The organism is Microvirgula aerodenitrificans DSM 15089 (genome assembly GCF_000620105.1).
GTDB lineage: Bacteria > Pseudomonadota > Gammaproteobacteria > Burkholderiales > Aquaspirillaceae > Microvirgula > Microvirgula aerodenitrificans.
Genome location: NZ_JHVK01000023.1, coordinates 34602 through 48524, shown reverse-complemented (window position 1 = coordinate 48524; position 13923 = coordinate 34602). Strand labels below are relative to the sequence as shown.

At 64.2% G+C, this 13923-nt stretch carries 12 protein-coding genes; 1 reads left to right on the top strand and 11 read right to left on the bottom strand.

Annotation, left to right across the window (positions count from 1 at the left end):
• Positions 1–898: RHS repeat-associated core domain-containing protein (locus Q352_RS23780; protein WP_169735660.1), on the top strand; the 898-nt coding region annotated here is incomplete at its 5' end.
• Positions 899–914: 16 nt separating this feature from the next.
• On the opposite strand, the gene Q352_RS0115710 is transcribed toward Q352_RS23780, so the two are convergent.
• The 11 genes from Q352_RS0115710 to pheA all read right to left on the bottom strand — a co-directional run bounded on the left by Q352_RS0115710 (position 915) and on the right by pheA (position 13923).
• Positions 915–2144 carry an MFS transporter gene (locus Q352_RS0115710; RefSeq protein ID WP_028500162.1) on the bottom strand — a complete coding sequence of 410 codons (1230 nt, stop codon included), beginning with the start codon at positions 2142–2144 and terminating at the stop codon, positions 915–917.
• A gap of 17 nt (positions 2145–2161) precedes the next feature.
• Positions 2162–3247 carry an NADH:flavin oxidoreductase/NADH oxidase gene (locus tag Q352_RS0115705; protein ID WP_028500161.1) on the bottom strand — a complete coding sequence of 362 codons (1086 nt, stop codon included), beginning with the start codon at positions 3245–3247 and terminating at the stop codon, positions 2162–2164.
• Positions 3248–3410: 163 nt separating this feature from the next.
• A complete protein-coding gene (gene cysN / locus Q352_RS0115700; protein ID WP_028500160.1) occupies positions 3411–4862 on the bottom strand; it encodes a sulfate adenylyltransferase subunit CysN in 1452 nt (483 codons plus the stop codon).
• Positions 4863–5807 (bottom strand): sulfate adenylyltransferase subunit CysD, encoded by a 945-nt coding sequence (cysD, locus tag Q352_RS0115695; protein ID WP_255420251.1) that lies wholly within the window; start codon positions 5805–5807, stop codon positions 4863–4865. It lies immediately after the preceding gene.
• A gap of 146 nt (positions 5808–5953) precedes the next feature.
• Complete coding sequence (locus Q352_RS0115690) at positions 5954–8161, bottom strand: TonB-dependent receptor (RefSeq protein WP_028500158.1); 2208 nt, start codon at positions 8159–8161, stop codon at positions 5954–5956.
• Between the two features lie 85 nt (positions 8162–8246).
• Positions 8247–9161, bottom strand: coding sequence for a DNA-3-methyladenine glycosylase family protein (locus Q352_RS0115685; RefSeq protein ID WP_028500157.1), 915 nt, complete (start codon positions 9159–9161; stop codon positions 8247–8249).
• 90 nt (positions 9162–9251) lie between these two features.
• Complete coding sequence (gene gdhA, locus Q352_RS0115680) at positions 9252–10604, bottom strand: NADP-specific glutamate dehydrogenase (protein WP_028500156.1); 1353 nt, start codon at positions 10602–10604, stop codon at positions 9252–9254.
• A 170-nt stretch (positions 10605–10774) separates the two neighbouring features.
• Positions 10775–11302, bottom strand: coding sequence for a dihydrofolate reductase family protein (locus Q352_RS0115675; protein WP_028500155.1), 528 nt, complete (start codon positions 11300–11302; stop codon positions 10775–10777).
• Positions 11303–11409: 107 nt separating this feature from the next.
• Complete coding sequence (gene elbB, locus Q352_RS0115670) at positions 11410–12090, bottom strand: isoprenoid biosynthesis glyoxalase ElbB (RefSeq protein WP_028500154.1); 681 nt, start codon at positions 12088–12090, stop codon at positions 11410–11412.
• Positions 12091–12219: 129 nt separating this feature from the next.
• A complete protein-coding gene (locus tag Q352_RS0115665; protein ID WP_441338903.1) occupies positions 12220–12804 on the bottom strand; it encodes an LOG family protein in 585 nt (194 codons plus the stop codon).
• Positions 12805–12852: 48 nt separating this feature from the next.
• Entirely contained in the window at positions 12853–13923 is a 1071-nt protein-coding gene (pheA, locus tag Q352_RS0115660; RefSeq protein ID WP_028500152.1) for a prephenate dehydratase, read from the bottom strand.

Here is a 13923-nt window from a genome sequence, read left to right as displayed (position 1 = left end):
GCTCGGGCGCTGGATCAATCCCGATCCGGGGGGCACCATTGATAGCCTGAATCTGTTCCGCATGGTCAGCAATAATCCGCTGACGTTGCGTGACCGGAGTGGGTTGAGGGGCTCCGGATATATATACGTTCCTTTTCTCAGTCGCGATACCGTAGACATCGCTATTGCACTGTATACACAGAAGTATGCCGTAAACAAAAAACCTGACATTGTTGTATTTTCTTCAAGGAATGAACAGCTGGATTTTTATGAAGAACTAAAGAAGAGGCGCTCTGATTTCGCCGCAGCAATGGGGAAAAGTTTATTTGAAAAATACAATACGTCAGATTTGTCAAGAAAATCACTTTTGAATGCCGGCGTAAAGGAAACAGAAATCAAATCCACCATAATGAGCATAGGGAACTATCTTGCCATAAACAGCATGACCTTGATGAATCAGCAGGATGACGAGATATTCAGTGAAATTTCAATTGGAGACAAGTTAAAAATCATTGGCCACGGCAGTGCCGGGTCAGCAGAAATCAGCAGTGGGGGATTGAAGTCGGTGACTTTATCCATGCATGAATTGGCCGAACGCCTTGATTTTTCCGGTCTGCCTGACCAGGCATTGCAAATCACATTACTGCCGTGCCAGTCCGGCGACGAACTTCTTGAGCCTGTTTTTATTGAAGGGAAAAGTCCGTTTATGCGCACACGCCCTTCTGCTGCAGAATCTTTATTTTATGAAATGCAGGCACGGGGTTACAGGAGAGTAACGACAGCCGGATATCGCGGATTTGGGCAAATTCGCGGATTTCTGGAATCAACTGGCAGTCACCATACCCAGCGCAAGCCAAATTCCATTACGGCAAGCGACGATATTGTCCGCCGACGGGATGCAAAAGAAATTTTTTGCTAAGCGGCATGCTGAGCACTCAATGTGCTTGCGTCACCAACTGCTCGCGTTTCGCCAGCGACGGGAACAGCCGCATCCACAGCACCACCACCAGCAGCGTGCCGGCGCCGCCGATCACCACCGACGGCACGGTGCCGACCAGTGCCGCCGTCGCGCCGGACTCGAATTCCCCCAGTTGATTCGACGCGCCGATAAACAGCATGTTGACCGCGCTGACCCGGCCGCGCATCTCGTCCGGTGTTTCCAGCTGGATAAACGCGCTGCGGATGACCACGCTGATCATGTCGGAAGCGCCAAGGACTACCAGTGCCGCCAGCGACAGCGGGAAACTCGACGACAGGCCGAACACGATGGTGGACAGGCCGAATACCGCGACAGCCATGAACATGACCCTGCCGACCCGGTGCCGTGGCGGGTGGCGTGCCAGCCACAATGACATCAGCAGTGCGCCGATGCCCGGTGCCGAACGCAGCAGGCCGAGCCCCATCGGGCCGGCATGCAGGATGTCGCGGGCGAACACCGGCAGCAGTGCGGTGGCACCGCCCAGCAGCACGGCGAACATGTCCAGCGAAATGGCGCCGAGGATGTCCGGCCGACTGCGGATAAAGCGGATGCCGGCCAGAAAAGTGTCGAGGCTGGCGGCCTGGGCCGGCGCGGCGGTGGCCGGTCGCGGACACAGCAGCTGGTTCAGCACGCAGGCCAGCAGATAGCAGCCGCCGCCGAGCAGATAGACTTCGCCGGGGCCGATCGCATACAGGAAGCCGCCGAGCGCCGGGGCGACGATGGTGGCCAGTTCGTTGGCCGACGCGTTGGCAGCGATGGCCCGTGGCAGCACGGCCGTCGGCAGCAGCATCGGCAGCAGCGCCTGCGAGGTCGGTTGCTCGAACGCCCGCGCCGCCCCCATGATGAATGCGGCCAGGAACACCCACTCCCGGGTCAGCCCGCCGCTGAAGACGCCATGGGCCAGCGACAGCGCGCTCAGTGCCTGCAGCAGCTGGGCGATACCGACCACGCGGCGGCGGTCGTAGCGGTCGGCGACATGGCCGATCACCAGCACCAGCGCGATACGTGGCAGGAACTGGATCAGTCCGACCAGGCCGAGATCGAAGACATTGTGGGTCAGCGAATACACTTGCCAGCCGATCGCGACCGACAGCACCTGAAAAGCGCTGGTGGTCAGCAGTCTGGCCAGCCAGAAAGAGACAAAGTCGGGCAGCCGGCGCAATGGCGTCGAGTCGTCGAAAGTCATGGGAAGCGGGCCCGGGGTCAGTCGCGGATCGGGGTGCCGGCTGCGGCGGCACGCACATATTGCGGTGGCCACGGGACTTCCTGCCCCAGCACCTCGGCAGCATGCAGCGGCCAGTGCGGCTGGCGCAGCAGTTCGCGTGCCAGCCATACCATGTCGGCCTGTCCGCTGCGCACGATATGGTCAGCCTGTGCCGGCGAGGTAATCATGCCGACCGTCGCCACCGGTACGCCGGCGCGATGGCGGGCATCGGCGGCAAACGCGGTCTGGTAGCCCGGGCCGACCGGGATGGCGGCATGGGGCACCAGTCCGCCGGACGACATGTCGATCAGGTCGGCGCCATCGGCTTTCAGCAGCCGGGACAGTTCGACCGATTCATCCGGTGTCCAGCCGCCTTCGGCCCAGTCGGTGGCTGACAGGCGGACGAACAGCGGCAGCGAGGCCGGCCAGACATCGCGCACCGCACGGACCACCTCCCGCGTCAGCCGGGTGCGATTGCCGAAGCCACCACCGTAGTCGTCGCTGCGGCGATTGCTCAGCGGGGACAGGAACTGGTGCAGCAGATAACCATGGGCGGCATGGATTTCGACCACCCGGAAGCCGGCCTGGCGGGCGCGGATGGCCGCCGCGGCGAAGTCGGCGACGATGGCCCCGATCTCACCGGTGCTCAGGGCCTTCGGGGTGGCATGGTCGCTGAAGGCGACAGCGGCCGGCGCCACCGTGGGCCAGCCTCCGTCTTCGATGCCGATCGTGCCGCGCCGCGCATCCCAGGGCCGGTGGGTGCTGGCCTTGCGGCCGGCGTGGGCCAGCTGGATACCGGCCACGCTGCCCTGCCCGGCGATAAAGTCGACAATGCGCGCCAGGGGCGCAATCTGCCCGGCGTTCCACAGGCCGAGATCCTGCGGGCTGATGCGTCCGCCGGGTGACACCGCGACCGCCTCGCTCATCACCAGCCCGGCCCCGCCCCGTGCCAGTCCACCCAGATGAACCAGGTGCCAGTCGTTGGCCAGCCCGTCACAGGCTGAGTACTGACACATCGGCGAGACGCCGATGCGGTTGGCAAACGTGACGTCACGCAGCGAAAACGGAGTGAACAGATGAGCCATGGTGTCGGCGAATCAATGAAATATTAGCGTCAAAGTGTAGGACCAAAGTGGCCGGACCGGTCAGCTAATTTGACGGAAAGCAGCAGCAGGCAAGGCCGCGCGCAGTCTGCCCCACGCACAAACCGGCCAGACGGCCGGCTTGTGCGTGGGGGGAGTCGGGGGATTACTTCCCGGACAGCAGGCTGGCGATGTCCTTTGCCTCCCAGTGCGGGAAGTAACGCCGGACCAGCGCATTGAGCTCCTGCTCGAAAGCCCGGTAGTGTGCGAGCTCCTGCTCCGGCGTGCGCGGCTGACCGTCCCCGCCTGCCCTCACCGCAGCACGGATCATGCCGGCTGCGACCGTGGTATTGCTGAGGCGGTCGATGACGATCAGGCTGCCAGTGGCGCGGCACTCTGCATACAGGTCGAACGCAACCGGTGCGTCCAGCTCGATGCGCACGCGGGCGATCTCGTTCAGCTGCAGCAGATCGGCCGGATGCGGCTGCATGGTGTTGACATCGATCCGCTTGTGGATCGCCGCCACCCGGCCAGCCACCTGCTTGCCGCCCAGTTTGAACACATAACCCTTGCCCGGGCTCAGCGGCGTGGCATCCATCCAGACCAGCGACGCGTCGAAGGCGGCCGCAACCTGCGGCAGCGCTTCACCGTCGTGAACGATCATGTCGCCGCGCGAGATGTCGATCTCGTCCGCCAGCGTCAGCGTGATCGCCTGACCGGCGAAGGCAACATCGAGATCACCGTCCGCGGTCACGATGCGTGCGACCCGGCTCCGGTGTCCGGACGGCAGCGCGGTGATCGCGTCGCCGGGGCGGATTTCACCCGAGGCGATCGTGCCGCAGAAGCCACGGAAATCCAGGTTCGGCCGGTTCACGTACTGCACCGGCAGCCGGAAGGCGCTCTGCGCGGCACGGTCGCCGACATCGACGCTGTCGAGCAGCGACATCAGGGTCGGACCGTCGTACCACGGCGTGTGTTCGCTGGCGGTGACGACATTGTCGCCACGCAGCGCCGAGATCGGCACGAAGCGGATGTCGGGAATGTCGAGCTGGCCGGCAAAGGCGAGGTAGTCATCGCGAATGTCGTTGAACACCTGCTGGTCGAAATCGAGCAGGTCCATCTTGTTCACCGCGACGATCACATGGCGCAAGCCAAGCAGGCTGACGATAAAGCTGTGCCGGCGGGTCTGGGTCTGCACGCCGTAGCGGGCATCGATAAGGATAATGGCCAGATCGCTGGTCGAGGCGCCAGTGGCCATATTGCGGGTGTACTGCTCGTGTCCCGGGCAGTCGGCGATGATGAACTTGCGCTTGTCGGTGCTGAAGTAGCGGTAGGCGACATCGATGGTGATGCCCTGCTCGCGCTCGGCCTGCAGCCCGTCGACCAGCAGCGCCAGGTCGATTTCACCGTCGGTGGTGTTGTACTTTTTCGAGTCGCGGGCAATGGCCGCCAGATGGTCCTCGAAAATCAGTTTGGAATCGTGCAGCAGCCGACCGATCAGCGTGGATTTGCCGTCATCGACGTTGCCGCAGGTAATGAAGCGCAACAGGTCCTTGTTCTCGTGCTGCTTCAGGTAGCCGCCGATATCGTGGGCGATGAGTTCGGATTGGTGCGCCATTCAGAAATACCCTTCGATTTTTTTCTTTTCCATCGAGCCGGACTGGTCGTGGTCGATGGCCCGGCCCTGGCGTTCGCTGGTCCGCGTCAGCAGCATTTCCTGGATGATCTCCGGCAGCGTCGCGGCGGTGGATTCGACCGCACCGGTCAGCGGGTAACAGCCAAGGGTACGGAAGCGCACCGAACGCCACTCGGGGGTTTCACCCGGATTCAGCGGCAGGCGGTCGTCGTCGACCATGATCAGCATGCCGTCGCGCTCGACCACCGGTCGTTTTGCTGCGTAGTACAGCGGAACGATGTCGATGTTTTCCAGGTAGATGTATTGCCAGATGTCGAGCTCGGTCCAGTTTGACAGCGGGAACACGCGGATCGATTCGCCCGGATTGTGGCGGCTGTTGTAGAGGTTCCACAGTTCCGGCCGCTGGTTCTTCGGGTCCCAGCGGTGGTTCTTGTCACGGAACGAATACACCCGCTCCTTGGCGCGCGACTTTTCTTCGTCGCGACGGGCGCCACCAAAGGCTGCGTCGAAGCCGTACTGGCTCAGCGCCTGCTTCAGGGCATCGGTTTTCATCACGTCGGTATAGCGCGCGCTGCCATGCGTAAACGGCGTGACGCCCTGCGCCAGCCCTTCGGCATTGGTGTGTACCAGCAGCTTGAAGCCGTAGCGTTCCGCCATCTTGTCGCGGAAGGTGATCATGTCGTGGAATTTCCACGTTGTGTCGACATGCAGCAACGGGAACGGCAGCTTGCCGGGATAGAAGGCCTTGGCCGCCAGATGTAGCATCACGGCCGAGTCCTTGCCGATCGAATACAGCATGACCGGATTGTCGAATTCCGCAGCCACTTCCCGGATGATATGGATGGCTTCCGCTTCAAGTTGCTTCAGATGCGTGAGCCGGTGCTCGGAGAGATGCATGTTGCGCCTGTTCTGTAATCGCGAAACGATAGTTCGCAATGTACCGGCGCTGGCGTTCGCGCGCTAATCCATTTAGCCATAACAATATATGGATTGAAACATTTAGTCTGTCTTGGAATATGGATATGAGAAAGCGGGCACTGTCGTCAGTGCCCGCTGCTGTCCATTGCCTGCGCTCAGAAATCGACCGTGGCCGTGGCGCTGAAGGTGCGCGGCGCACCCTGAACCAGATAGCCATTACCCGGATAGCCACCGACCGAGCTCCAGTAATCGCGGTTGGCCACATTGTCGATCCGGGCCCGCCAGGTCACCAGCTTGCCGCCGATCTCGGTCAGGTAGCGCGCGCCGATGTCCAGCCGCGACCAGCCCGGCGCCCGCAGCGTGTTGGCGGCATTGGCATAGCTGTGGCCGGTGGCGATCAGGCGCGCATCCAGCGCCAGCCCGGCCAGCCATGGCACATCCCACTCGGCGCCGACACTGCCCTGGATGCCGGGCACGCCAATGACCTTGTTGCCGTCATTGCTGCCGCCTGCCGTCTGCTGCTGCTCCGCATCGAGCACGGTCAGGCCGCCGAGCAGGCGCAGGCCCGGCATCGCCTCGCCATGCACCGTCAGTTCGATGCCGCGATGACGGTCCTTGCCCTCGACGCCATAGTAGCGGGTCACCGGGTCCAGATAGCCGGACGGCTTGCTGGTGGCAAACAGCGCCAGCGTGCCGCCAATCCTGCCCGCGTCGTATTTGACGCCGATTTCCTTCTGCCGCGACACATAGGGGGCAAAGGTCTCGCCAGCATTGACCGCATTGCTGCCGGCCGTGTCGCCCTGCACCAGCGCCTCGATATAGTTCGCATACAGCGACAGCGCCGGGCGCAGCCTGATCACCAGCCCGGCGGCCGGCGTCACCCGGCTCTTGTCATAGTGGGTCTGCTGCGCCCCGGTGTTGTAGCTGTAGGTACGGGTATCGATGCTCTGCTTGCGTGCGCCGAGCGTCAGCCGCACGCTGTCGTCGAACATCGACAGCGTGTCGGATACGGCGATGCTGGTCAGCCGGTCGCGGCGCGTGGTCAGCGGCGAGTCGAGCCGGCCGCCGACCAGATAGGTCGCCGCCGGTTCGTCGAGCACCACCGGGTGGTACAGACTGGTGGCCAGCGGGGAGGCAAAATTGCTCCACGCATAGGCATTTTTCGCCTGCAGCGAATACATCGAGGCGGCCGCAACCAGTTCGTGTCCGATACTGCCGGTCTGCAGCGAACCGCGCAGCCCGGCCTCCCCGCTCTTCACCGAGTCGTCGCGACGATTGTCGGCACGATAGGTCGTCGCCGCGCCCGTATTGGCATTGCTCACGGTCAGATTGGCCAGCGAGTTGGCCTCGTGGGTTTCGCGCAGGCCGAACGCGGCCCAGGCGGTCAGCTTCGGGGCGAGATCGTACTCGCCGCGCACGGTGCCAAAGGTGTCGCGCTCCCGCGAATAGCTCCATGGCTGGGCATAGTTGCGGCGGCTGTCCGGCGCATCCGGCACCCGGGTGGCGCTGGCCGCCAGCGTGACGTTCGGCCGGCCACCGGTCAGCGCGTATTCCTGGTGACCGATATCGGCCGACAGGCGCAGATCGGTATCCCGCCAGTCAAGACCGACCGACACCATGCCCAGGTCGACGTTCTCGTTGTCGACACCGGTACCGCCTTCGCGCCGCACGGCGTTCAGGCGCACGCCGGCCCGGCCGTCGGGACCGAAGCGGCGCGAGAGGTCGATCGCCCCATGGCCCAACCCGCCACTGGATGCGCCCAGTGTGACCCGGTTCAGGTCATCGGCCGGCGCGCGTTTCGGCAGCAGGTTGATAGCGCCGCCGATGCCGCCGTTGCCCGGCGTGGCGCCGTTCAGAAAGGCGTTGGCGCCGCGCAGCACTTCGACCCGCTCGAACAGCTCGGCCGACACATACTGGCGCGGCAGCAGTCCGTACAGGCCGTTGTAGGCGACATCGTCCGAACCGAGAACGAAGCCGCGAATGAAATACGACTCCTGGAAATTGCCGAAGCCGCGCGCGACCCTCACCCCCGGGTCATTGAGCAGCACGTCGCCGACACTGCGCGCCTGGCGATCCTGGATCAGCTTGCTGGTATAGCTGGTCATGCTGAACGGGGTCTCGAGATCGTCCCGGGTGCCGAGAAAACCGACCCGACCGCCCCGGGCGACCTGCCCGCCGGCATACGGTTTGCTGAGCCCGCCAGCCGAAGCATCGGCACTGGCGTCGATGGTGACTGTCGGCAGGGTGGCGGTGGATGGCGCGTCGGCGTCCCCGGTCTGGGCACGGGCGGCGGCGGTCAGCAACAAGGGGGAAACGGTGGCGAGCAGCAAGGGGGACAGACGGAATCGTCGCGGCAGGGACATGGACTGCGTTCAGGTAAATTAATAAAACGATAATTATTATCAATTTCATTTGCGCTGTCCATGACTCGTTGCCCGCAACCGGCCGTCAATAGCCGTCTGCCGCCTGCATGGCCCACAAGTGGGCGGCGACCAGCGCCCGCCATGGCGAAAAGCCGGCCAGCCAGCGTTCGGTCTCGGCGGCGTCCGGCTTGTCGTCGCGCCCGAGCAGCCGCTGCAGATTGCGCCGGACGGCGACATCACCATGCAGCGAACCATCCAGCCAGCCGTATCCGCGCAGCAGCCCATAGCTGACCGTCCACGGGCCGATGCCGCGCACCTGCAGCAGCCGGGCACGGATGTCATCGACCGGTGGCGCTCCGAGCCAGTCATCCAGCGGCAGCTGTCCGTCGATCACGCACTGGCTCAGCGCCAGCAGGGTCTGCGCCTTGCCACGCGACAGCCCGGCCTGGCGCAGCCGGTCTTCATCGAGGGCGGCGACCCGGTGCGGGTCCGGGTGGCAGAACAGGCCGCTGCGGTGCGCGATACCGGCGGTCTGGATAAAGCGGCGACGGACCGAGATCGCCGCCCCGACACTGATCTGCTGGCCGGTGATCGCCCAGGCCAGCGCCTCGAACGGCGTGGCGCTGAGCGGAACCCGCAACCCCGGATGATGCCGGATCAGCGCACCGAGCTGCGGGTGGTCGCGGTAGCACTGTTCAAACTGCTCGACCGGCTGGGTCAGACCGAGCATGCGCCGCACCATCGCCGTCAGCGCGGCCGTTCCGTCCGTGGCGGGCTCGCCGTCGATCTCCAGCGTCGCTTCCGCAGCGTGTGCGGCAATCTGCAGCGTCAGACAGGCCGGCAACCCGTCCCACATCAATCCCTTGCGCAGCGAGGTGTCATCGACCTGTTCGGCCTGCTGTTGCGGATCACGACGATGAAAGGCCAGCAGGTCGCCGCGGCGAAAACCGGCCGGCAGATCGAGGTGGCAGCGGAAAGTGGTAGTGCGGTCGGTCGGCATGCATGCTCCACGAAAAACACGGCAGGGTATGGCCCTGCCGTGTGGTCTGTCATCCCGGATCCTGCGCCCGAATCCGGTTGACCCGCAACCTTACACCACGCCCTGCTCGATCATCGCGTCGGCCACCTTGCGGAAGCCGGCGATGTTGGCGCCGAGCACCAGGTTGTGCGGTTCGCCAAACTCGCGGGCGGTCTCGCTGGCCTGGCGGTAGATGCCGGTCATGATCTCGTGCAGCCGGGCGTCGACCTGCTCGAAGCTCCACTGCTGCATCGACGCGTTCTGGCTCATTTCCAGCTGGCTGGTGGCCACGCCGCCGGCATTGGCCGCCTTGCCCGGGCCGTACAGGATGCCGGCGTCGAGGAAGCGGCTGACGGCTTCCTGGGTGGACGGCATATTGGCGCCTTCGGCGACCAGCTTGCAGCCGTTGTTCAGCAGTTGCGTCGCATCGTCACCGTTCAGTTCGTTCTGCGTCGCGCACGGGAAAGCGGCGTCACACGGTACCGACCAGACCGCATTGCGGCCCGACGCATAGTCGCTCACCGGCACGAAGCGCACTCCGCCGCGCTGCTCGGCATAGCGGGCCAGCGATGCGTGTTCGACTTCCTTGACCTGTTTCAGCAGGGCGAGATCGATACCGGCCGGGTCGTGGACAAAGCCGGTCGAATCACTGGCCGTGACCGGGCGGGCACCACAGGCCTGCAGTTTCTCGATGGTGTAGATGGCCACATTGCCGGCGCCGGAGACGACGCAGGTTTTGCCTTCCAGCGTCTGCCCGGCATCGGCCAGCATCTGACCGGCGAAGTACACCGTGCCATAGCCGGTGGCTTCCTTGCGCGCCAGCGACCCGCCCCAGTTCAGTCCCTTGCCGGTCAGCACGCCTTCGTAGCGGCCGGTCAGGCGCTTGTACTGGCCGAACAGGTAGCCGATTTCGCGCGCGCCAACGCCGATGTCGCCGGCCGGCACGTCGATGGTCGGGCCGATATGGCGGTACAGCTCGCTCATGAACGCCTGGCAGAAGCGCATGATCTCATTGTCGGACTTGCCCTTCGGATCGAAGTTGGCCCCGCCCTTGCCGCCGCCGATGGCCAGCCCGGTCAGCGAGTTCTTGAAGATCTGCTCGAAGCCGAGGAACTTGATCACGCCGGCATTCACGCTCGGGTGGAAGCGCAAGCCGCCCTTGTACGGGCCGATGGCCGAGTTGAACTCGATCCGGTAGCCCTTGTTGACCTGCACTTCGCCACGGTCGTCGACCCAGGCGACGCGGAACATGATCTGCCGTTCCGGCTCGACGATGCGCGACACGATATTGTGGCGGCGGTATTTCGGATCGGTATCCAGCAGAGGTTGCAGCGACAGCAGCACTTCCTCGCAAGCCTGATAGAACTCCCGTTGCGCCGGACTGCTGTGCTGCAATGCGGCAATGGTTTCGGCTACGTACGCCATGACTGATTTTCCTTGTAGGGGTTGTATTGAATGATGTTGTTATTGTGTCTGGATGCAGGCGTAGCGGTGTCCGCCTTGCATCGCAATATTAACCGGCAAGGAATTCATATCGGGCATTTTGCCGTCTTTTGTCAATCCTTTTGGCATGAAAAATGCGCAAAAACCGTGCTTCAGACTGGTTGATAGCGCGCCTGGACCAGGCCGCTGGGAAAGGCGCGGGACGAGACCAGCCGCCATTTGCTTGTCGGCATCCCGACGCCGAACAGGGCGGTTCCCTGACCGAGGATGACCGGCACCCAGCTGAGGGTCAGCGTATCGACCACACCGGCGGCCAGCCCGTCGCGCACGGCCATGCCGCCATCCAGATACACATGGGCATGGCCCGCTGCTCCGAGTTCGGCGAGCAGCGCGCACAGATCGCCGCCATGGGCTTCTTCGCCATGGCGTGGATACAGTGCATGGTGGGTCAGCACGATGACCCGCTTGCCGTGGTACGGCCAGTCGCCAAAGGTCAGGACTTTCTCATACGTGTTCCGGCCCAGGACCAGCACATCGACCTCGCGCATCAGCGCCTCGTAGCCGGTGTCCTCCGGCGGATCGGTCTGGACGATGGACAGCCATGACAGGTCGTCGGATTCTCCAGCGATATAACCATCAAGGCTGACGCCCAGAAACACACTGACTCTGGGTCTGTTCATGGCGCTTCTCCAGATGCAACAAGAAAAATCGGGGTGGCACGGCCGGGCGAAAACGCGGCCTCGTGCAGGAGCAGGAGGCCGTCGTGCCGGGGGCCGCGAGGGCGTGGCTAGCGGGCCAGTGCCGTCAGTGCAGACACCGCGGCGCGGGCTGCGGCGTAAATGCTGGCCGGATTGGCTCCGGCGCACATATAGGCCGGCACGCTGATCAGGCGGCGCGCGCTGTCGACGCAGGCGCCATCGACCGGCCGGTCAACAGGATGCTGCCCCCAGGCGGCCAGCGCCGCCGCCAGCGGATTGCCTGCCGTGGCGCCGACGGTGAGGTCGACATCGCGCAGGCCGGCATCGCGGGCAGCCAGGCCGAGCACCAGCGGCGCGGCGCACATTGCCAGCACCGGTGTACCGGCCGCCAGCGCGTCGCGCATCACCCGGGCGACATCGGGATACAGCTGCGCCTGCTCGCCATCAGTGGCGAAAGTGGTCAGGTTTCTGGCCGCGCCGAAACCGCCGGGGAAAGCCAGGGCGGAGACCTTGTCGATCTGCAGCGCATCCAGCGGCGCGATGTCACCCCGGGCAATGCGGGCCGACTCGGCCAGGATGCTGCGCGTGCCCGCGGCGGTGTCGCCGCTGAGGTGGTCGGTCACCGCCTGTTCGCGATCCGGTGCATGGAATGCATACGGAAGACCGGCTTCGGACAGCGCGATGATCAGCGCGACCGCCTCGGTAATCTCGGTGCCGTCATTGACGCCGCAGCCGGACAGGACCACAGCAACGGGAAGCGGATTCGACATACAAGCTCCTGAATTTGAAAGGCGGAAACTGGCAGAGCCGATCAGGCTGACTGCCGTACCCTTCAGTGTATCAACCCGCCGGGCAGCGACCGGCGCCACTCATGCCATTGTGCCCAAAAATGCACGCAGTCAGATCGCCCGCTTGTCCAGCCACTTGCTGACCGCCACCGGCGCCCAGCCGGCCATGCGTTCCAGCAGCGCGTCCGGCGTCGCGGCGGACACCATCAGGTCGAGGTTCTGCTCGCGGGCGAAACCCTGTTCGACGGTATGCCGCATCATGGTCAGGAACGGGGTGTAGAAGCCGGCTACATCGAGCAGACCAACCGGCTTGTGATGCATGCCGAGCTGCGACCACGACAGCACTTCCAGCAGTTCCTCATAGGTGCCGTAGCCGCCCGGCATGGCGATAAAACCGTCGGACAGCTCGGCCATCATCGCCTTGCGTTCGTGCATCGACGCGACCACATGCAGCTCGCTGAGCCCCGGGTGGTCGAGTTCCTTCAGACGCAGGAATTCGGGAATCACGCCGATGACCTTGCCGCCGGCAGCCAGGGTGGCGTCGGCGACGGTGCCCATCAGGCCAACCTTGCCGCCGCCGTACACCAGCGTGATCCCGCGGCGGGCCAGCAACTGGCCCAGCGCGATGGCGCCCAGTTCATAGTCCGGCTTGTCGCCGAAGTTCGAACCACAAAATACGCAAATGCTTTTCATCATCCATCCAGCAAGGTTGTCGTGGCGGGACGGCCCCGCCCGGTCGAATCGTTACAGTACCGCAGTGGGATAGGCGCCAAGCACCTTGACGAAGGCCGCGCAGCGTCTCAGCTCGTTCAGGGCGGCGGTGACGTGGCTGTCGTCCGGGTGGCCTTCCATGTCGATGAAGAACACGTATTCCCACAGACCGGTGCGCGACGGCCGCGACTCGAATTTGGTCATGCTGACACCGGCCTGGGCAATCGGCGCCAGCAGGCTGTGCACTGCGCCCGGGCGGTTCTGTGCCGAGCAGACGATGCTGGTCTTGTCATGCCCGGTCGGCACGCATTCCTGATGGCCGAGCACCAGGAAGCGGGTGGTATTGTTCGGCTCGTCCTCGATGCTGCCGGCGATGCGGACCAGCTGGAAGCGTTCGGCGGCGGCCTCGCCGGCAATGGCGGCAACGGTGTCGTCCTCGGACGCGAGCCGGGCGGCTTCGGCATTGCTGGCCACCGACACGCGCTCGACATCGGGCAGGTGACGGTTCAGCCATTCATGGCACTGCGCCAGCGACTGGGCGTGCGAATACACCTTGCGCGGCGGCGGGGCGTCGGCGCGCTGGCGCAGCAGGTGGTGATGGATGCGCAGAATGACCTCGCCGCAGACTTTCAGCGGGCTGCTGACCATCAGGTCCAGCGTGCGGCCGACGGCGCCTTCGGTCGAGTTCTCGACCGGCGCGACCACGTAGTCACAGGTCCGCGATTCGACGGCGCGAAACGCCTCGTCGATCGATGCGCAGGCAATGGTGTGGGCAGCATGACCGAAATGCTTGACCGCCGCCGCCTGGGTGAAGGTGCCTTCCGGGCCGAGAAAGGCGATCGACAGCGGTTTTTCCAGCGCAAGGCATTCGCTCATGATCTCGCGGAACAGGCGTGCCACCGACTCGCCGGGCAGCGGGCCCGGATTGCGTTCCTTGACCCGGCGCAGCACTTCGGCTTCGCGCTCGGGCCGGTAGATGATGCCGCCCCCCTTGATCTCGCCGATGGCGCGGGCGTGGCCGGCGCGCTGGTTCAGCAGTTCGAGGACTTGTGCGTCGATATCGTCGATCGCATGGCGGTGTTGCTTGAGCAATTCGTCTGACAC